The sequence below is a fragment of the Cupriavidus sp. LA-1 genome (assembly GCF_055385985.1).
On sequence record NZ_AP031388.1, the window covers coordinates 458608 to 476627 of the forward strand.

Annotated in this window: 16 protein-coding genes and 3 pseudogenes; 15 read left to right on the forward strand and 4 right to left on the reverse strand. The window is 66.8% G+C overall.

Annotated features, from left to right (window positions below; all coding sequences use genetic code 11):
* Window positions 1-94 precede the first annotated feature (94 nt).
* The 3 genes from ACZ5MJ_RS21160 (at window position 95) to ACZ5MJ_RS21170 (ending at window position 2948) form a co-directional block, all read left to right on the forward strand.
* The gene (locus ACZ5MJ_RS21160) at window positions 95-664 is read left to right on the forward strand and encodes a hypothetical protein (RefSeq protein WP_464226565.1); all 570 of its coding nucleotides are present in this window, start codon (window positions 95-97) and stop codon (window positions 662-664) included.
* A gap of 344 nt (window positions 665-1008) precedes the next feature.
* The gene (locus ACZ5MJ_RS21165; RefSeq protein WP_464225601.1) at window positions 1009-2409 is read left to right on the forward strand and encodes a hypothetical protein; all 1401 of its coding nucleotides are present in this window, start codon (window positions 1009-1011) and stop codon (window positions 2407-2409) included.
* A gap of 218 nt (window positions 2410-2627) precedes the next feature.
* On the forward strand, window positions 2628-2948 hold the full coding sequence (locus tag ACZ5MJ_RS21170) for a hydroxyquinol 1,2-dioxygenase (protein ID WP_464225602.1): 321 nt from the start codon (window positions 2628-2630) through the stop codon (window positions 2946-2948).
* 221 nt (window positions 2949-3169) lie between these two features.
* On the opposite strand, the gene ACZ5MJ_RS21175 is transcribed toward ACZ5MJ_RS21170, so the two are convergent.
* Window positions 3170-4768 (reverse strand): Na+/H+ antiporter, encoded by a 1599-nt coding sequence (locus tag ACZ5MJ_RS21175; RefSeq protein WP_464225603.1) that lies wholly within the window; start codon window positions 4766-4768, stop codon window positions 3170-3172.
* 218 nt (window positions 4769-4986) lie between these two features.
* Between ACZ5MJ_RS21175 and ACZ5MJ_RS21180 the strand changes: the two are divergent.
* From ACZ5MJ_RS21180 to ACZ5MJ_RS21205, 6 genes and pseudogenes are all read left to right on the forward strand, one after another.
* A pseudogene (locus tag ACZ5MJ_RS21180) lies at window positions 4987-5202 on the forward strand (ABC transporter substrate-binding protein); the annotation flags it as partial.
* Between the two features lie 270 nt (window positions 5203-5472).
* Entirely contained in the window at window positions 5473-6471 is a 999-nt protein-coding gene (tauA, locus tag ACZ5MJ_RS21185; protein ID WP_464225604.1) for a taurine ABC transporter substrate-binding protein, read from the forward strand.
* Window positions 6472-6557: 86 nt separating this feature from the next.
* Entirely contained in the window at window positions 6558-7334 is a 777-nt protein-coding gene (locus ACZ5MJ_RS21190) for a taurine ABC transporter ATP-binding protein (protein WP_464225605.1), read from the forward strand.
* A gap of 10 nt (window positions 7335-7344) precedes the next feature.
* Entirely contained in the window at window positions 7345-8220 is an 876-nt protein-coding gene (locus tag ACZ5MJ_RS21195) for an ABC transporter permease subunit (protein ID WP_464225607.1), read from the forward strand.
* A gap of 184 nt (window positions 8221-8404) precedes the next feature.
* The gene (locus ACZ5MJ_RS21200; RefSeq protein WP_464225608.1) at window positions 8405-8740 is read left to right on the forward strand and encodes a hypothetical protein; all 336 of its coding nucleotides are present in this window, start codon (window positions 8405-8407) and stop codon (window positions 8738-8740) included.
* An 81-nt stretch (window positions 8741-8821) separates the two neighbouring features.
* The gene (locus tag ACZ5MJ_RS21205; RefSeq protein ID WP_464225609.1) at window positions 8822-9463 is read left to right on the forward strand and encodes a ProQ/FinO family protein; all 642 of its coding nucleotides are present in this window, start codon (window positions 8822-8824) and stop codon (window positions 9461-9463) included.
* A 106-nt stretch (window positions 9464-9569) separates the two neighbouring features.
* On the opposite strand, the gene ACZ5MJ_RS21210 is transcribed toward ACZ5MJ_RS21205, so the two are convergent.
* The gene (locus ACZ5MJ_RS21210; protein ID WP_432262287.1) at window positions 9570-9785 is read right to left on the reverse strand and encodes a CDGSH iron-sulfur domain-containing protein; all 216 of its coding nucleotides are present in this window, start codon (window positions 9783-9785) and stop codon (window positions 9570-9572) included.
* Window positions 9786-10037: 252 nt separating this feature from the next.
* On the opposite strand from ACZ5MJ_RS21210, the gene ACZ5MJ_RS21215 reads away from it, so the two are divergent.
* From ACZ5MJ_RS21215 to ACZ5MJ_RS21225, 3 genes are all read left to right on the forward strand, one after another.
* Window positions 10038-10379, forward strand: coding sequence for a hypothetical protein (locus ACZ5MJ_RS21215; protein WP_464225610.1), 342 nt, complete (start codon window positions 10038-10040; stop codon window positions 10377-10379).
* A 52-nt stretch (window positions 10380-10431) separates the two neighbouring features.
* Entirely contained in the window at window positions 10432-11439 is a 1008-nt protein-coding gene (locus ACZ5MJ_RS21220) for a ribonuclease Z (protein ID WP_464225611.1), read from the forward strand.
* A 75-nt stretch (window positions 11440-11514) separates the two neighbouring features.
* Window positions 11515-11742 (forward strand): DUF3820 family protein, encoded by a 228-nt coding sequence (locus ACZ5MJ_RS21225; RefSeq protein WP_464225612.1) that lies wholly within the window; start codon window positions 11515-11517, stop codon window positions 11740-11742.
* Window positions 11743-11759: 17 nt separating this feature from the next.
* On the opposite strand, the gene garD is transcribed toward ACZ5MJ_RS21225, so the two are convergent.
* Together garD and ACZ5MJ_RS21235 are read right to left on the reverse strand one after the other, a co-directional pair.
* The gene (gene garD, locus ACZ5MJ_RS21230) at window positions 11760-13331 is read right to left on the reverse strand and encodes a galactarate dehydratase (protein ID WP_464225613.1); all 1572 of its coding nucleotides are present in this window, start codon (window positions 13329-13331) and stop codon (window positions 11760-11762) included.
* 12 nt (window positions 13332-13343) lie between these two features.
* A complete protein-coding gene (locus ACZ5MJ_RS21235; protein WP_464225614.1) occupies window positions 13344-14702 on the reverse strand; it encodes an MFS transporter in 1359 nt (452 codons plus the stop codon).
* A 366-nt stretch (window positions 14703-15068) separates the two neighbouring features.
* Here ACZ5MJ_RS21235 and ACZ5MJ_RS21240 point away from each other — a divergent pair, with 366 nt between their 5' ends.
* The 3 genes and pseudogenes from ACZ5MJ_RS21240 to ACZ5MJ_RS21250 form a co-directional block, all read left to right on the forward strand.
* Window positions 15069-16124 carry a cyclase family protein gene (locus ACZ5MJ_RS21240; protein ID WP_464225615.1) on the forward strand — a complete coding sequence of 352 codons (1056 nt, stop codon included), beginning with the start codon at window positions 15069-15071 and terminating at the stop codon, window positions 16122-16124.
* 27 nt (window positions 16125-16151) lie between these two features.
* Window positions 16152-17264 (forward strand): annotated as a pseudogene (locus tag ACZ5MJ_RS21245) (ABC transporter substrate-binding protein); the annotation flags it as partial.
* Window positions 17233-17958: pseudogene (locus ACZ5MJ_RS21250) on the forward strand (Ldh family oxidoreductase); the annotation flags it as partial. The pseudogenes ACZ5MJ_RS21245 and ACZ5MJ_RS21250, both read left to right, overlap by 32 nt.
* Window positions 17959-18020 lie beyond the last annotated feature (62 nt).

The window sequence follows — 18020 nt, forward strand, 5'->3', positions numbered from 1 at the left end:
ACCTGCGTCAACGTGAACGGTAGTCGACAAGAAAGACTTAGAATTCCGGCTGGCAACCTCTATCAAGACCGTGAAATCCCTTTCCCGCCTCAACATGAAGCAGTTCACCCTGCTCTGCGCAGCGCTGCTGGCATCCGTTTCCACCCACGCGGCAACCCCTGCCCAGCCTGAAGCCGTCGGCAACACCGCGGCGCCGCTGGGACTCGAACTGGGCAAGACCAAGTGCTCGCGCCTGGCACCGCCGCAGAATCATGCAAAGACCGGCAAGTCCGAGTGGGCAGGCGGCGATACCGTGGAGCTCAAGCACCTGGAGCGCTTCCACCTTTCCGGCCTGACGCGCGTGGTCCTGAACTGCGATGCCCAGGACAACGTGGCGCTGATCACCATGACGTTCGAGCGCCCGGCACTGGATGAGGTGCGCAAGAAGCTGGACGAGCGCTATGCCTCGCTGCGCAAGACTGAAGCCGCGGCGGAGAACGGCTACGCCGAATGGGGGGCGGCCAACGGCAGCCTGGAGCTGCTCTACGGGCGCGACAGCAAGCACTTCACGGTGGCGTACTGGGCCAAGGGTGCCAAGGCCAGGTATTTCTCATACAGCGGCAGCGGCAACCAGAAACCCGCCGCGGCCGCGCCTGCCGCGCCGCCCCAGCCCGCCCCGCTGTAACCGGCGGCCCCAGGCCGCGCGGGTTCCTGCGATGCGTGGCCGTGGCCCGAGGTAACGGTGCAATCACCGGGGCGCCTTGTTGCGCAGATTTCCTTAATGTGAAGGGCGCGCTCGATTCCTCTGTAAGGAAGCCGCAGTGTCGCCTATGCTGTCCAGTGCGGCAGATAAAAAAAATCTGCTCAGATCCTATACCGATCTGACAACAAGAAGGGGAAAGTCCCCGAAACGGGTGACGCCACCCGGATGGCGCCACCCGTGCGTTTGCCTTGGCTGAGTCACGGGGTGGCACCATCGCACGCGGGCTTGTTGGAAGCTCGCGGGCGGGATACACCGTTGACGACAACATGACAGACGAATTCCTGTTTGGTAAGCCGTTCACGTTTCTCGCCTGCGCCGGCATGACCGAAGTCCGGGACGGGATCGAGGTGCTGGAAGCCCTGCCCGGCCATCTGTTCTGGCTCGAGAACGAGGACTTCATCCGCCGGGCCTACGTGCCCGATTTCCTGGAACAGAGCCGCGCCGCCCTCGAGGCGGTGATGCCGGGCGGGCCGGCGCTGGTCGATGCGATGGTGGACGAGATCCGCCGCAACACAGGCCTGCTGCCCGAGCTGCAGCGCCTGGCGCCTGAGGTAGCGGCTGCCGCCCACTCGTACTGCTACTGGCGCTACTGCGCGGATGTGGTCGGGCGGGCGCAAGGCATTCCACGCAGCGCCATCGAGCGCCAGTTCGAGCGGGCAGTCGGGCCCCGCGACGGCGCGCACAAGCTGCAATGGATCTGTCCCTGCTGCGGTGGACTGGCGCACTATCAGGTCGACGGGCTGCTCGCGACGCAGCGGCCGGCGCGCCAGGGGGGCTTTTCCCTCGAATGCGGGCACTGCGGACACCGGGAACGGTTGTACGCCGGCTTTCTGCATGCAGGCCGCATTGAGTGCGGCTGCGCGCTTTGCACCAGTTTCGTCCAGACGCTGGCCGGCCAGCTGGCCAGGGCTGCGCGCAAGCTGTGCGCAAACCTGGAGGACTATGCCTGGATGCATGCGGTGGATACCGCCGCGGAAATCCGCGAGCTGAAGGAAGCGTCCCTGCAGCTGCTGGCACATGGTGACAAGCCATCCGCCAACGCGATGGCCTTTGCAGCGGCCGTCCAGTCTGGCGAGGCGCGCTCCATGCCGGAGCTTCTCGCCCGGATAGACCCGACCCTCGACGGGCGGCTCGACAAGAACCCAAGGGCCTGGGTATTGCTGTGCGAGTTGCTGCGCGAAGGCGTGGTGGACGGCGAATGCGCAATCTATGAACACGACGGCCGCAAGCACGTGGCGCTTGAGATTGCCTTGCTCGAAGACGATCAGGCACTCGACGGGCGCACTGCGCAGATCTGTCTCGAAACCCTGCTGAGAGGCTACCAGCCGGCGGAGCGGGATGCCTTCGTCAACTGGCTGAAGGCCCTGAAGCGGTTGCGGCTTTGCACCGGCAGATTCAATGCCGCCGTCGACGTTACGTGGACGGCCAACCTGGAGCACTGCCGCATCCTGACCGCACGATGGCCGGATGGACACGCAGCGCCCGCGCCGCACGCCGGCGCGGCATGGCTGCCGGCGGCGCCGCGCGTACGCCGCCCGGATCACCCGGTGTACCTCGACGCAGAGCTGGAGGCGGTGCAGTTGCTGAAATCGCTGGGCTATATCATCCTCAGCCCCGAAGAGATCCGCTCGCAACGAGACCCGGCGGAGTCCCCCGGGCTCGGATGATCCATGCCGTGACGGTGGCGGCACCTGCCAGGCTCTGTTTGTACCGTTTTGTATCGAGCGCTCGGGACGATACGTGTCCTGACAGAAATGGGAAAAAGACGCTACAGGCGCGATACACCGGTCTCCTTAAATGCATCGCGTGGCCCGGCGGCGTTTCGCAGCAAGCGCAGCAAGACGATCCCGGCCGCGCAATCCCACGCATACCCAGGAGATCGACCATGACCACCCATTTCGCCAAGCGCATCGTTTTCGCCATCGCACTCGCAGCTGCCGCCGCAGGCGCCCAGGCAGCCGGCATGTCGCAGCCCGGTGCACGCGACCCCTTCAGCGACGGGGCACGTTCAGTACAGGACCAGCGCAGCCCGTTCATCGACGGCGCCCGTGCCGCGCAGGACGCACGCGATCCGTACAGCGAAGGCGCGCGTGGCATCAATCCGGCCGGCGACGGTGAACGCATCGTGGCCGGCATGGACCGCACTGGTCCCTCGGCCGATCCGGCACGCAGCGTGAATCCCTACCAGGATGGCGCCCTCGCCTGATGTCCCGCGTTACCATGACCAATCGCGCACGGGGCGGCCGGCTTCGCCAGCTGCCGCCTCAGGCTGCTCCGTCAGCAGGCGGATCAACGCGCGGATCAATGGGCGGATCAATGGGCGGAATATGCCCATCTCCGCCGCGGCCTTGGTGAAGCCGCGGTGATGCGCGCTACCGGCAAGCCAGGCCGTTGCGAAGAATCCATCGGTCGGTTGCCAGGTTTCACCTACTCTGCGGCGACACCGTCCCTGACGTGCAGGGCCGAAACCTCCTGCAGATCGAGGTCGCGCTCCATATGGCGCAGCAGCTCGTCGGTAAGCTGCCCGGCGCGATGCATCTTCAGCAGTTCAGCGCGGGCCGCGGCAAGCCCGGCCAGTACCACCGCAAAGTGGGAAGAACGCTCGTCGTCGGGAAATTCGGTGTCCTTGTAGCGGTTGGTGATCTGTGCCCGGTAGTTGTACTGCTCCCACAGGCGAGGATGCAGCAGGTCGCCGTTGGCGTCGAACACCAGCGGACGGATCGCTTCCACCTGGACGTTCTCCAGCCGGGCCCAGGCCTGGGCCTCGGTCAGCTTCTCGACGTCGCCCTCCTGCATCTTGCGCAGGTCAAACAGCCGGATCAGCGGGCCGATGGTGGCGCCCTGCCCCAGCACCGTCACCAGGATCACCGCGAACGCCGCCACCAGGATCAGGTCGCGTCCCGGCATGGCCTCCGGCAGCGCCAGCGCAATCGCCAGCGTGACCACGCCGCGCATCCCCGCCCAGCTCACGATCGTTGCCGAGCGCCAGTCCGGTCCCTGCGAGCCCCTGCGCAGCAAGCGGTTCCATGCGGCCTTGAGCCCTTCGCTGGCGAACACCCAGACAAAGCGCGAGACCACCACCGCCGCGATCACCGCGGCAACCGGCAGCGCAAGCTGGGCCGCGGCATCGGCCGTGCCACCGAGCCGCTCGATCACGCCGCGCAGCGACAAACCGATCAGGATGAAGACCAGCGCTTCAAGCAGGAACACCATGAACTGCCAGAACGCCGTGCCGCGCGTGCGCGCCGACGCCGAGAAGACCTGGTGCTGGTGCCAGCCCAGCAGCATGCCGGTGGTGACCGTGGCGATCACGCCCGACACCTCCAGCCATTCGCCGGCGATATAGCTGATCCACGCCGACAGCACCGATGCCGTGATCGCCAGGTACTCGTCCTTGAGCAGCCTGAGCAGGAGCACCAGCGCGACACCGACTGCGCCACCGACCGCGACGCCGCCCACGGCCAGCACGCCGAATTCCATCGCGGCGTGGTGCATGCTGAAGGCGCCGGTCAGCGCGGCCGCCACCGCGAAGCGGTAGAGCACCAGCCCGGACGCGTCGTTGAGCAGGCTTTCGCCTTCCAGCAATGCCGTCATCCGGCGCGGCAGGGACAGGCGTTCCAGCACGGCCTTGGCCGCCACCGCATCCGGCGGCGAAACAATGGCGCCCAGCGCAAAGCATGCGGCCCAGGGCAGCCCTGGCACCACCAGGTGGACCAGCACGCCCACGGCCAGGGTCGTGAACAGCACCGCCCCGATCGCCAGCATCAGGATGCCGCGCAGGTTGCGGCGAAACTCGTCCCAGACGGAAAAGTACGCGCCGTCCATCAGCAGCGGGGGCAGGAAGACGACCAGGACCAGGTCCGGGTCAAGCTCGACGGCGGGCAGGCCCGGCACGAACGCCATGGCGATGCCGCCGACAAGGAAGGCAGCCGCAGGGGGCAGCCGCAACCGGTTAGCCAGCAGCTCCAGGCCAATGATGGCGACCAGCGAAAGCAGCACCAGCTTGAATGCCAGGACCGGCGACATGGCACTTCCCCTGTAGTTCGGCGTCCTCGCGATTATCCCTGAAGCATTGGGGCCTGGGTGACGCAAGAGAGCCTGCGCTTCCCTTCGGCGCGCCGGCACCGGTGGCAGCAGCGGCGCCGCGCATATCGAATGCCGGATATATTCGCTTGTGTTCGCGCGGCGCCGGCGTACGTTCATGGGTTCCTGCATCCTCCGGAACACCATGACCGCTTCCCGACGACAGTTCCCCGGCGACGCTCGCCCGCATCATCGGAATCTCGCCGCAGGCGGCACGGCTGCAGTTCGAGCGGCGCCACACGCAGTGGCGCAGCATCGACACCAAGCTGATTGCCGGACAGCAGCGCACGGCCGATTTCTGCCAGAAGGCAGGGCTGCTCAGGCAACGGCTCGATGTGCGGCAGACCTTCGCCTCCGGGTTCTCCCTTAACGCCTGACCGCCGCCGGCGGCGCCAGGCCGCGCGCCGGGCGTCTTGACGACCCCGGGCAAGTGCCTTCGGCACGGCCAGGGCCGCGTCCGAGGCCGCTACAGGATTTCCATGATTGACGCATCCCCGCGCCACCGCTCTTCGCGGCCCGGCGCGGCCTGCGCCCGCGCGGCCTGCTCTGGCCCCAGCGAATTCCGGCAACTGGTCCTATAGGCCCGGAATCGCACTCACCTATAAAGCCGTGACCCCAAACCTATTTCTCTTCCGAGGAGCACAACCATGCGGTGGATCAAGCAGATTGCAACGTGTGTGGCCCTGGTGGCGGCGCTGGCGCCGGCCGCGCACGCCGAAAGCAAGAATGTAGTCATTGCTTACCAGGACATGGTGGTGCCCTGGCGCTATGCGCAGGACATGAAGGAGCTGGAAAAACAGACCGGCTACACGGTCTCGTTCCGCCAGTTCGGCGGTGGCGGGGATGTGATCCGGGCCATGGCCTCGGGCCAGATCGCAATTGGCGAGGCCGGGACTTCGCCGATCGCATCAGCCCTGTCGCAGGGCCTGGACGTTGAACTGTTCTGGATCCTGGATGACATCAACGCGGCCGAAGCCATGGTCGCGCGCAACGGCAGCAAGATCACCAGCATCGCCGACCTGAAGGGCAAGCGCGTCGGCGTGCCGTTCGTGTCGACCACGCACTACCACACGCTGGTCGCACTGGAGCGCGCCAGGATCAATCCGAAGGACGTGCGCATCGTCAATATGCGTCCGCCGGAAGTCGCCGCCGCCTGGGAGCGCGGCGACATCGACGCCACCTTTATCTGGGACCCGGTGCTGGCCAAGCTCAAGCAGTCGGGCACGGTCCTGATGACCTCGGGCCAGATCGCCGCCGATACCGGCAAGGCGACCTTCGACGGCATGATCGCCAACAAGAAGTTTGCCCGTGAAAACCCCGAGTTCATGGTCAAGCTGGTGCGCGTGCTGGCCGCCGCCGATGAAAACTACCGCAAGAACAAGGCGTCCTGGACCCCGGATTCGCCCATGGTGAAGGCGGTAGCCAAGATCTCCGGGGCCAAGGCCGAGACGGTACCCGCGAGCATGGCGCTGTACAGCTTCCCCACGCTGCAGGAGCAGGTCTCCGAGCGCTGGCTGGGCGGCGGCGCGGCGCGCGCGCTGCAATCGGCGGCGCAGTTCCTCAAAGAGCAGGGCACCATCCAGACCGTCCTGCCGGACTACAGCCCGGGCGTCAACGCGGAATGGGCAAAGCGCGCGTTGCCCTGAGCGCGCGCCGCTCTCGCTGAAGCTGGCCGCCGCGCACAAGCCATCCGTGCGCGGCGGCCCCGAAAGTCCTGTTTCGGAAGCCCGTCATGTACAAACTTGAAATCGATAACGTCAGTGTCAACTACGGCACGGCCGGCGGCGCGAAGACGCTGGCCCTGTCGCAGGTCAACCTCACCATGGAGCGCGGCGATTTCGTCGTCGCGCTGGGTGCCTCCGGCTGCGGCAAGACCACCTTGCTGTCATGCATCGCCGGCTTCATGGAGCCATCCGAAGGCGAGATCCGGCTGAGCGGCAAGCCTGTGCACGGGCCCGGCGCCGAGCGCGGCGTGGTGTTCCAGAAGCATGCCCTGATGCCGTGGCTCAGCGTGGAAGACAACGTTGCACTGGGACTGCGCCTGCGCGGCGTGGCGCGTGCCGAGCGGCTGCGCATCGCCCATGAGAAGCTGGCCGCCGTCGGGCTGGAAAGCGTCGCCGCCAAGCCGGTCTACCAGCTGTCGGGCGGCATGCAGCAGCGCGTCGGGATTGCCCGCGCACTTGCCTGCGATCCGGCGGTGATGCTGATGGACGAACCGCTGGGCGCGCTCGACGCGCTCACGCGCGAGTCGATCCAGGCGCTGATCCTGAAGCTCTGGGCGCGCGAGCAGAAGATCGTCTTCTTCATCACGCACAGCGTGGAAGAGGCGCTCTTCCTGGCCACGCGGCTGATCGTCATGACGCCCTCGCCCGGGCGCATCGCGCATACCTATGAACTGCCGTTCGCGCGGCGCTTCATCGAATGCGGGGACGCCCGCGCGGTCAAGTCCGACCCGGAATTCATCCGCTATCGCGAAGAGATCGTCGACCTGATCCATGCCACTGCCTGAGGAGACCCCAATGCCCGCTTCCGTCCAACGCATCGAACCCCCGCCAGGCGCCCCGGCAGTGGCCGCGGCCGCGCCCAGCCGGCCCATGAAGACCGTTTCAGGCTACCGCCTGCCCGGCGAGGGCTCGAGTTCCCGCATCTCCACCATCACCGTGGTGCTGCTGCTCGCACTATGGTGGATTGCCAGCCACCTGCGCTGGCTGCCGCCGCTGTTCCTGCCGACGCCAGAGTCGATCTTCACCGCCTTCATCGATGCCTGGCAGGGCAACCTGCAAGGCGGCCAGCCGCTGACCGAGCATTTCGCCGCCAGCATGGTGCGCGTGTTCGGCGCCTTCGCGCTGGCCGTGGCCACGGCGGTGCCGATCGGCGTGATGATGGGGGTGTCGCGCGTCGCACGCGGCATCTTCGATCCGCCGATCGAGTTCTACCGGCCCCTGCCGCCGCTGGCCTACCTGCCGCTGATCGTGATCTGGTTCGGCATCGACGAGACCTCGAAGGTGCTGCTGATCTTCCTGGCCTGCTTCGCGCCGCTGGCGATGTCGGCCCAGGCCGGCGTGCGCTCGGTCACCATCGAGCAGATCAACGCGGCGTACTCGATGGGTGCCTCGCCGTGGCAGGTGGTGCGCCATGTGGTGATCCCCGCGGCGCTGCCCGATATCCTGACCGGCATGCGCATTGCCATCGGCTTCGGCTGGACCACGCTGGTCGCCGCCGAGATGGTCGCGGCCACTGCAGGCCTTGGCCAGATGGTGCTCAATGCCTCCAACTTCCTGCGTACCGACGTGGTGATCATGGGCATTATCCTGATCGGGCTGATCGCCTATGTCTTCGACCTGCTGATGCGCAAGCTGGCCAAGTGGCTGGTGCCCTGGAAGGGACGGATGTGAGATAAGCGGCAGGGCCAGGCCGTCTGGCCCTGCGCGACCACAGTTTCCGTATTGTTGCAATACTCCCAACGATTCCACGACACGACCGTCATTGTTCCAGCAACAGCATGCCCTCAGAGGATAATGCGCTGTAACATCGCGGGGAGCCCACGCCGGACCTGATCTGGCACCCCAAAGCCGTGTCATGACCCGCCTCATCCCCCTCGCCCACCTTTGCCTGGCAACCGCCGCCCTGACCTTCCTGAGTGCCGCACACGCCACTGACATAGACTGCGATCCGTCGGCCAGGCCCGCCGGCGCCAGCCAGGCGCAGCGGCTGATCTGCGAATCCGCGCTGTTTTCCATGGGTTATCAACGCATCCATGCCGACCAGCAGCGGCTGCTCAAGGCGGGGGCCATCTCCGAGGCAGACATTGCGGCGTTTCGCCAGAAGCGCGACCATTGCGATTCCGCCGCCTGCCTGGATGCGGTGTTCCGGGAGTGGCGGGCTGCGGCGGCCCAGGCGCGGCCCAGGCCGTAAGCGCCCGCCCCGCCGCGATCCCGCCGGACATGCTGGCGGCCCAGCCTTGCTACAATCCCGGTTCATACAACGGCAGACATCATGGGCTTTGAACAACTCGCAGCACTAAGGGACCAACTCGCGAAGAAGGCGGCCACCGAATCGGGCAAAGGCGCACGCCAGGGCGCACGCAAAGGCACGCCCAACGGCGAGCGTACCGAACGTACCGGAACCCGTGACGGCGAACGTACCGCCGCCCGCTCCGGCGCGGGTGTCGACGCCCCCGCCGGCGCCAAGGGCCGACGCCCTGCGCCGGCCGCCGCGCAGGCGAAGCCGGTCGATCCGGTGGTGCATTCCATCGCCCGGCTGCAGAAGCACTTCCCCAAGGCCTTCCCGAAGAACCCGGCGCCCAAGGTGCCGCTGAAGGTCGGCACCTTCGAGGATCTGACCCAGCATGCGGCCAAGCTTGCCCTGAACGAGGCGGAACTGCGTGAAGCGATCCGCACCTGGTGCAGCGGCGCACGCTACTGGTCGTGCATGGTGGAAGGCGCCAAGCGGCTGGACCTGGAAGGCAATGAGGCCGGCGTCGTCACCCAGGCGGATGCCAAGCGGGCCCAGCAACTGAAGGCCCGCCGCGCCGGCGGTTCGCGCCCGCCGAAAGCCAAGCCTGCTGCACCTGCAGCACCGGCCGTGCCCGCCGCAGTGGCCGCACCTGCCACGCCGGAAACGCCTGCCGCGCCCTGATCCCCGCCGCCGGCTATCCGGCAGCGTCTACGCCAGCACCGCGCGCGTGCAGCCGTAGCCGGCGTGGACCGGCAGCCGCGCCGGATGTTGTGCGATCACGAACGGCTCAAGACTTCGGCTGTGGCGTGCTGCAGAACCCCTGGCGCTTGTGCGAGCCATCGCAGAACGGCTTGTTGTCAGAATGGCCACAGCGGCACAACCAGACCTGATCGCCCTCGAAAGCGAAGCTGGCGCCTGCCGGGGTCACGATCCTGACCGGACCCTTGATACGGTACGGGCCATTGTCTTGTACCGTGACGGTGACAACAGTGTCTTCGTCCATGATGCACCCCCTCCCTGGCGACGGGGCACGCTGGCACCCCGGATTCGGGCAGCCAGCGCAGCCCTGTGTGCGCCTGTCCGTTTAAATCTACTCCGGTTTGTGGCGGACGTTAAATAGACTGGCTGTAGGACTGATGCCATTCGGTTGGCGACAGTCGTTCCTGCGCAGCATGGCCAGCATCACGCACTTCGGCCCCGGGCTGCCCGCCGAGTCCGGGTGGCAACCCGGCCACAACCGCATGGGGGGCGTTCGATGAAGCCTCGTCACGGTCCACAGGCATGGCGCCGCTTCTATATCCTTGATGAGAAGAACCGGCCAGTCCAGGTTACCGACCACGACGAATGGTCCCGCTGGATGGCGGAAAACGACCTGGTATTCCGTCGCACCCTGCTGGAGCAGTCCGGCGGCATGGTAACAACCCGGTTCCGGGGCGTGTCGGAGGCCGCACCGACGGACACCCCCTTGTTCATCACGCGCGTGACCGGGCTGGCCGGGCAGGACAATGTCAGTTATGGCGCGCAGACGCTGGAAGCGGCGCTGGAAGAGCACGAACGGATCGTGCAGCAGCTGCTTCGCCGTCTATCAGGACGGTGACTGTCTGCCCCGGCAAAACGCGCGCCGCTACCTGAGCCCTGGTCGACTGATCATGCGCCCCTTGCTGGAAGCCCGCCTCGTCAACGACGCCTTTGGCGACCCGGGACTGTTCGTAGACTTCCTGGACGAACGGCGCGCGCTGCTGTTCGACCTGGGCGACATCGGCCGGCTGATGCCGCGCGAGCTGATGCGCTTGTCGCATGTGTTTGTCACGCATGCGCACATGGATCATTTCTCTGGCTTTGACAAGCTGCTGCGGGTGCTGCTCGGGCGCAAGCCGCGCATCGTGCTGGTCGGCGGGCCGGGATTCCTCGCGCAGGTCGAGCACAAGCTGCTTGCCTATACGTGGAACGTGGTGCATCGCTACGCGACCGGGCTGGTCATTGAAGCGGTAGAACTTGGACTGGACGGGCAGATGCGGCGCGCCGGCTTTTCCAGCCGTCACGGCTTTGCCAGGGAGGACCAGGCGCCCGCAGCGAGAACCGGCGATATCGTGCACGACGAGCCGACGTTTCAGGTGCGTGCCTGCTTTGTCGACCATGGGATTCCATGCCTGGCCTACCTTCTGGAGGAAAAAGCCCGGCTCGGCATCAACAAGGAACGCCTGGCGGAATCCGGCCTGACAACCGGCGCCTGGCTGCGCCAACTCAAGCATGCCGTCCTGACCGGGGCCGCCGGCGATGCGCCGATTCTTGTGCAGTGGCGGGACCGCAGCGGCGACCATGCGGCGACGCGAACCGTCGGCGAGCTAAGCCGGCTGATCCTGGACGTCGAGCCCGGCCGGCGCATCGGCTACGTGACCGACCTGCGCTATACCAGCGAGAACGTGCAAGCGCTGTCGCAACTGATGCAGGGCGTCGACCAGCTTTTCATCGAGAGCGTGTTTCTGGATGCCGACCGGGCACATGGCCTGCGCAAGAACCACCTCACCGCTGCCCAGGCCGGACTGATCGCGCGCTGCGTCGGTGCCCGCGCGGTGACACCGTTTCATTTTTCGCCACGCTATCAGGGGCGCGCCAGTGAACTGGCTGCGGAGGTAGAGGCTGCCCGGGCACCCTGAGCGCGTGCGTTCGCCGGTATCCCGGCGCGCCCGCAAGACTGTGATAGCGTTGAGCCTTCCGACTTGCCACCACCCATGACCGATTTCGACGCCGACGCCCTGAAACGGCTGGTCACAGTCACCATGCCTTTTGGAAAGCACAAAGGCACGCTGATCGCCGACCTGCCGGGCAACTACCTGAACTGGTTCGCGCGCGAGGGCTTCCCGCCGGGCCAGATCGGCGCGCTGCTGGCGCTGATGCATGAACTGGATCACAACGGCCTGGCGCATCTGCTCAAGCCGTTGCGCGGCGGGCGCACGTAGCGCGTCAGCGCCGACGCTCAGGTCACCGGCGCCGGGTTGAACAGCACCAGCGCGTTGCGGATCTTCCAGTGCTCGGCCCATGACTTCTTGCCGCTGGCCACGGCCAGCAGCATGTGGAACAGCTCCCAGCCCACTTCCTCGATGGTGGCCTCGCCGGTCGCGATGCGGCCGGCGTTGACATCCATCAGGTCGTGCCAGCGCCGCGCCAGGTCATTGCGGGTGGACACCTTGATCACCGGCACCTCGGCCAGCCCGTACGGCGTGCCGCGCCCGGTGGTGAAGACGTGCAGGTTCATGCCGGCGGCCAGCTGCAGCGTGCCGCAGACAAAATCGCCCGCGGGCGTGGCGGCATAGATCAGCCCCTTCTGCGTGACCTTTTCGCCCGGGCCGCTGACGCCGTGGATCGGGCCGGTGCCGGACTTGACAATCGAGCCCATCGCCTTTTCCACGATGTTGGACAGGCCACCCTTCTTGTTGCCGGGCGTGGTGTTGGCGCTGCGGTCGACCTTGCCTTGCTCCAGGTAGCGGTCGTACCACGCCATCTGCCGCACCAGCGCCTCGGCCACCTCGGGCGTGGCCGCGCGCGCGGTGAGCTGGTCGATGCCGTCGCGCACCTCGGTCACCTCGGAGAACATCACCGTGGCGCCGGCACGCACCAGCAGGTCGGTGGCAAAGCCCACCGCAGGATTCGCGGTGACGCCGGAGAAGGCATCGCTGCCGCCGCACTGGACGCCGACCACCAGGTCCGACGCCGGGCAGGTCTCGCGCCGGCGCGCGTTCAGGCGCGCCAGGTGCCTTTCCGCCGTGGCCATGATCGCATCGATCATCGAGGCAAAGCCCACGTGCTGCTCGTCCTGCAGGCAGACCACATCGGGCTCGCCCTCCTTCTGGATCGGGATGGTGCCGGCCCCGATCAGGCGCGCGGGCTGCAGCTTCTCGCAGCCCAGGCTGACGATCATCACCTCGCCGCCGAAGTTGGGGTTCAGCGCGATATTGCGGATGGTGCGGATCGGGATGCCGGCATCGGGCGCGTCGATCGCCACGCCGCAGCCGTAGGTGTGCTCCAGGCCCACCACGTCGTCGACGTTGGGGTACTTCGGCAGCAGTTCTTCCTTGATCCGGCGCACGGCAAACTCCACCACGCCCTCCACGCACTGCACCGTGGTGGTGATGCCCAGGATATTGCGCGTGCCGACCGAGCCGTCCGCATTGCGGTAGCCCTCGAAGGTATAGCCGTCCAGCGGCGGCAGCGGGGCCACGCGCGTGCCGACCGGCAGGTCGTGCAATTCCGGCGCGGCCGGCATGCGGATCACGCGCTCGTTGACCCAGCTGCCGCGCGGCAGGTCTTTCAGCGCATAGCCGATCACCACGTTGTAGCGGATCACCGCGTCGCCGTCGCGCAGGTCGGCCAGCGCCACCTTGTGGCCCTGCGGCACGCCCTCGACCAGCACCAGGCCGCACGGGAACGCCGTGCCTGCCGGCAGGCCGCCGTCATTGGCCACGATGGCGACGTTGTCGTTCGCGTGCATCGTGATGTACAGGGGGCGCGCCGTCGCGCCAGCCGCTTGCGCGGGATGCATTTCACTCATTTCCGTTGTCCCTCACGCCGGCTGCAGTTCCACCCGGCGGATATCCTTGACGATGACCAGATAGCAGAATACGGTCACCAGTGCGTTCACGCCGACAAATACCAGCGCCCCATTGAAGGATCCGGTCGCGCTCAGGATGTAGCCGATCACCAGCGGCGTGACGATCCCGGCGATATTGCCGAACATGTTGAAGATGCTGCCGGCCAGACCGATCACTTCCTTGGGCGCGGTATCGGCGATCACCGCCCAGCCCAGCGCCCCCACGCCCTTGCCGAAGAACGCCAGCGCCATCAGGCCAACCACCACCCATTCGTTGTCGACGTAGTTGCAGGCAATCATGCTGACCGACAGCAGCATGCCCAGCACGATCGGCGTCTTGCGGGCCAGCGTCAGCGAATGGCCGCGGCGCAGCAGGGTGTCGGAGAAGCGCCCGCCCAGCACGCCGCCCAGGAAGCCGCAGACAGCCGGCAGCGACACCACGAAGCCCGCCTTCAGGATCGACATATGCCGTTCCTGTACCAGGTAGACCGGAAACCAGGTCAGGAAGAAATACGTGAGCACGTTGATGCAGTACTGGCCCAGGTAGACGCCCACCAGCATGCGGCTGCGCAAGAGCTGGCGCACCTGCGTCCACTGGATGCCGCCGCCCTCGCGGCCGGCGCGCGCCTCGTCGCCCTCGCCCATGTGGATCAGGCCGCCGCCCTGCTCGATATAGTCCAGCTCGGCGCGGCTGACGCCGCGGTGCCGGGCCGGGCTCTGCACGAGCCTGAGCCACACCAGCGCCAGCAACATGCCGAGCACGCCCATCCAGATGTACACGTGGTGCCAGCCCATGGCGTGCGTGACCCATGCCATCAGCGGCGTGAACGCCACCGCGGCGAAGTACTGCGCCGAATTGAAGATGGCCGACGCCGTGCCGCGCTCGGCCGTCGGAAACCAGCTCGCCACCACCTTGGCATTGGCCGGAAACGCCGGCGACTCGGCCAGCCCGACCGCAAAGCGCAGTGCGAACAGTGCCGCCATCGCGGCGCCGGCCGACGCGAACGCCCCCAGGCTGCCCTGCAGCAGCGTGAACAGCGACCACAGGAAAATGCTGGCCGCATAGACGCGGCGCGCGCCGAAGCGGTCGAGCAGCCAGCCGCCCGGCAACTGCGCCAGCACATAGGCCCAGCTGAAGGCCGAGAATACGATACCCATCTGGATCGCGTCGAAGCCGAACTCGGCGCGCATGGCCGGGCCCGTAATGGACAGCGTGGCACGGTCGGCGTAATTGATCGTCGTGACGATGAATATCAGGAGCAGGATGGCGTATCGGGTCTTGCCGGTTTTAGCCGCGGCCGCTGCTCCGGCCGCTGTCGCGGTTACTGCCATGTCATCTCCAGGCCAGGCGCTGCCTGCCGGCCCGCCAGTGTTACGTTGTCTGATGACATTGTAATGAGTTAAGCCATCAAATGACTCCGGGATTTCCCCTAGATCATCGTGAAGCATCGACTACACCGCGGCATCACAAGAGCGTGGACACCGGCATATGCTCCCAATTCCACATAGTTGCATGAGTCTATGGGTTGCGCCTGTTGTATGACGACTTACAACAACCTTTCATGAGACCGAACCGCCGCCCCACCCGGCAGCGCTCGCGCCATTCCCTCGGGCAAACTTTCTGGCTTCGCAAAGTCGCGATCGTTGACGCATCATCTATAACGAGTACAACCCATCACACCACAGGAGGCATGACTCATGCGCTGGAAGCAACGTCCGCAAGGTTCCAACTGGGGTGACTTCGGCCCTGATGACCAGCTTGGCCGCATCAACCTGATCGGCCCCGAGCAGGTCGTCAAGGGCGCGCGCGAGGTGCAGGCCGGCATCAGCTTCTGCCTGTCGCTGCCGCTGGACTACCCCGGCGGCAACAAGCTCAACCCGCGCCGGCACCCGCCGGTGCTGCGGCCCACCTTCCGCGACGACATTCCCTATGTGAACTTCCCGCTGGCGAAGGTCGATCCTGCCGCCACCGACGTCATCAGCGACGACCAGGTGCTGCTGTGCCTGCAGTACAGCACGCAATGGGATGCGCTGGCGCACGTGGGCGCGCTGTTCGATGCCGACGGCGACGGCCGGCCCGAGCGCGTCTACTACAACGGCTACCGCGCCAACGAGCATATCGTCGGACCGGTGGACTATGCCGAGGATGACAGCTTTGCCGCGCACCCCTGCGGCCACGACCACAGCGCGGCGCGCGCGCTCGGCATCGAGAACTTCGCGGTCAGGGGCATGCAGGGCCGGGGCGTGCTGGTGGATCTGGCGCACACCTTCGGCATGGACTTCCGCAATGTCGGCTACGACGACCTGATGCACGCGCTGGAGGCCGGCAAGGTGGAAGTCGAGCGCGGCGACATGCTGCTGCTGCGCACCGGCTTTGCCGAGGTGGTGCTGTCGATGCAGCGCGAGCCCGACGAAGCCGTGCTGCACCACAGTTGCTGCGCGCTCGACGGCCGCGACGACAAGCTGCTGAACTGGATCACCGATGCCGGCATCGCCGCGCTGATCGCCGACAACTACGCGGTGGAACGCTATCCGGCACGCCCCGCGCCCGACGGCGACAAGAGCCACCCGCTGCTGCCGCTGCACCACCACTGCCTGTTCAAGCTGGGCCTGCCGCTGGGCGAGCTGTGGTACCTGCGCGAACTGGCGGACTGGCTGCGCGCCAATGGCCGCACGCGCTTCCAGCTGACCGCCCCGCCGCTGCGCCTGCCTGGCGCGGTGGGCTCGCCGGTCACGCCCATCGCCACGGTATAAGCCAACAACAATAAACCAGGAGACACCATGAACCATCGCCACCCGATCCGCCGCATTGCCGCCAGCGCCCTCGCCTTCGCCACGGCGCTTGCCTGTGGCACCGTCCAGGCCCAGCCCAGGGCCGCCATCTCCGACGACGTCGTCAAGATCGGCATGCTGCTTGACATGAGCGGCCTGTATGCCGACGTCACCGGCCGCGGCAGCGCCACTGCCGCGCAGATGGCGATCGACGATTTCGGCGGCAAGGTGCTGGGCAAGAAGATCGAGCTGGTGGTGGTCGATCACCAGAACAAGGCCGACATCGCCGCCAGCAAGGCGCGCGAGTGGTTCGACACCGGCAATGTCGACGCCATCCTGGACGTGGCCGCGTCGGCGCCGGCGCTGGCGGTGCTGGAGGTGGCCAGGCAGAAGAACCGCATCGTGGTGTTCTCCGGCCCCGGCACCGAGCGCATCACCAACGACCTGTGCTCGCCGGTGTCGGTGCACTACGCCTATGACACCTACGCGCTGGCCAACACCACCGCGCGCGCCATGGTGCAGCGTGGCGGCAAGACATGGTTCTTCCTGACGGCGGATTACGCCTTCGGGCACACGCTGCAGGAATCGGCCACCGCGGTCATCAACGAGGCCGGCGGCAAGGTGCTGGGCGCCGCGCGCCATCCGCTGGGCACCAGCGACTTTGCCTCCTACCTGCTGCAGGCGCAGGCCAGCAAGGCCCAGGTGGTGGGCCTGGCCAATGCCGGCGGCGACACCGTCAACGCGATCAAGGCCGCCTCTGAATTCGGCCTGACCCGCAACAACACGCAGCGCTTGGCGGGCCTGCTGCTCTATATCAACGACATCCACGCCATCGGCCTGAAGACCGCGGCCGGGCTGGTGCTGACCGAGGCTTTCTACTGGGACATGAACGATGCCACCCGTGCCTGGTCGCGCCGCTATTTCGACAAGCTCAGGAAGATGCCCAACATGAGCCAGGCGGGGGCGTATTCATCGGTGACGCACTACCTGAAGGCCGTGCAGGCCGCTGGCACCGACGAGACCGCGGCCGTGATGAAGAAGATGAAGGCGATGCCGATCAACGACTTCTTCGCCAGGAACGGCCGCATCCGCGAAGCAGGCGACCGCCGCCGGCATGATCTCGATCCACTTCGTCAACGTGCTGTCCAAGCCGATCGTGGCGCCACACGGCGGCTACGACGCGCGCTACGGCACCAACCCGTTCACCATCGGCGTGCCGGTGGCGGGCGAGCCGCCGCTGGTGCTGGACTTTGCCACCAGCGCGATTGCGCTGGGCAAGGTGCGGGTGGCCCACAACAAGGGCGTGTCGGTCGCGCCCGGCTGCCTGCTGGATGCGCATGGCGAGCCCACCACCGACGCCGGCGTGATGTACCCGCCCGCCGGCACACCGCAGGGCGCGCTGCGGCCCTTCGGCGAGCACAAGGGCCACGTGCTGGCCGTGATGTGCGAACTGCTGGGCGCCGCGGTCACCGGCGGCCACACCATCCGCCCCGAAACGCTGCGGCATGAGCATGCGGTCTGGAACAACATGCTGGCGATCGTGTTCGATCCGGCGCGCCTGAGCACCAGCACGTCGTTCGGGTATGAGGTGGCGGCGTTCGCCGACTGGATGAAAGCGTCGCGACTGCAGCCCGGCCAGGACGGCATCCGCCTGCCCGGTGAACCCGAGCGCGCCTGGCGCGCCGCCCGCGCCGGGCATGTCCCGGTCGATGCCGGCACGCTGGCGCAACTTGACGACGCGGCGGCGCGGGTGGCCAGGGCGGGCGCCCGTGCGCATCCCGCGCCGGGACCACTGTCTGCGCTGGCGTGCGACTGACTATCATCAGGGTATGCGCCCGGCACCGTGCACAAGGCACGCCCGGGCTGGCGCCCGACCAC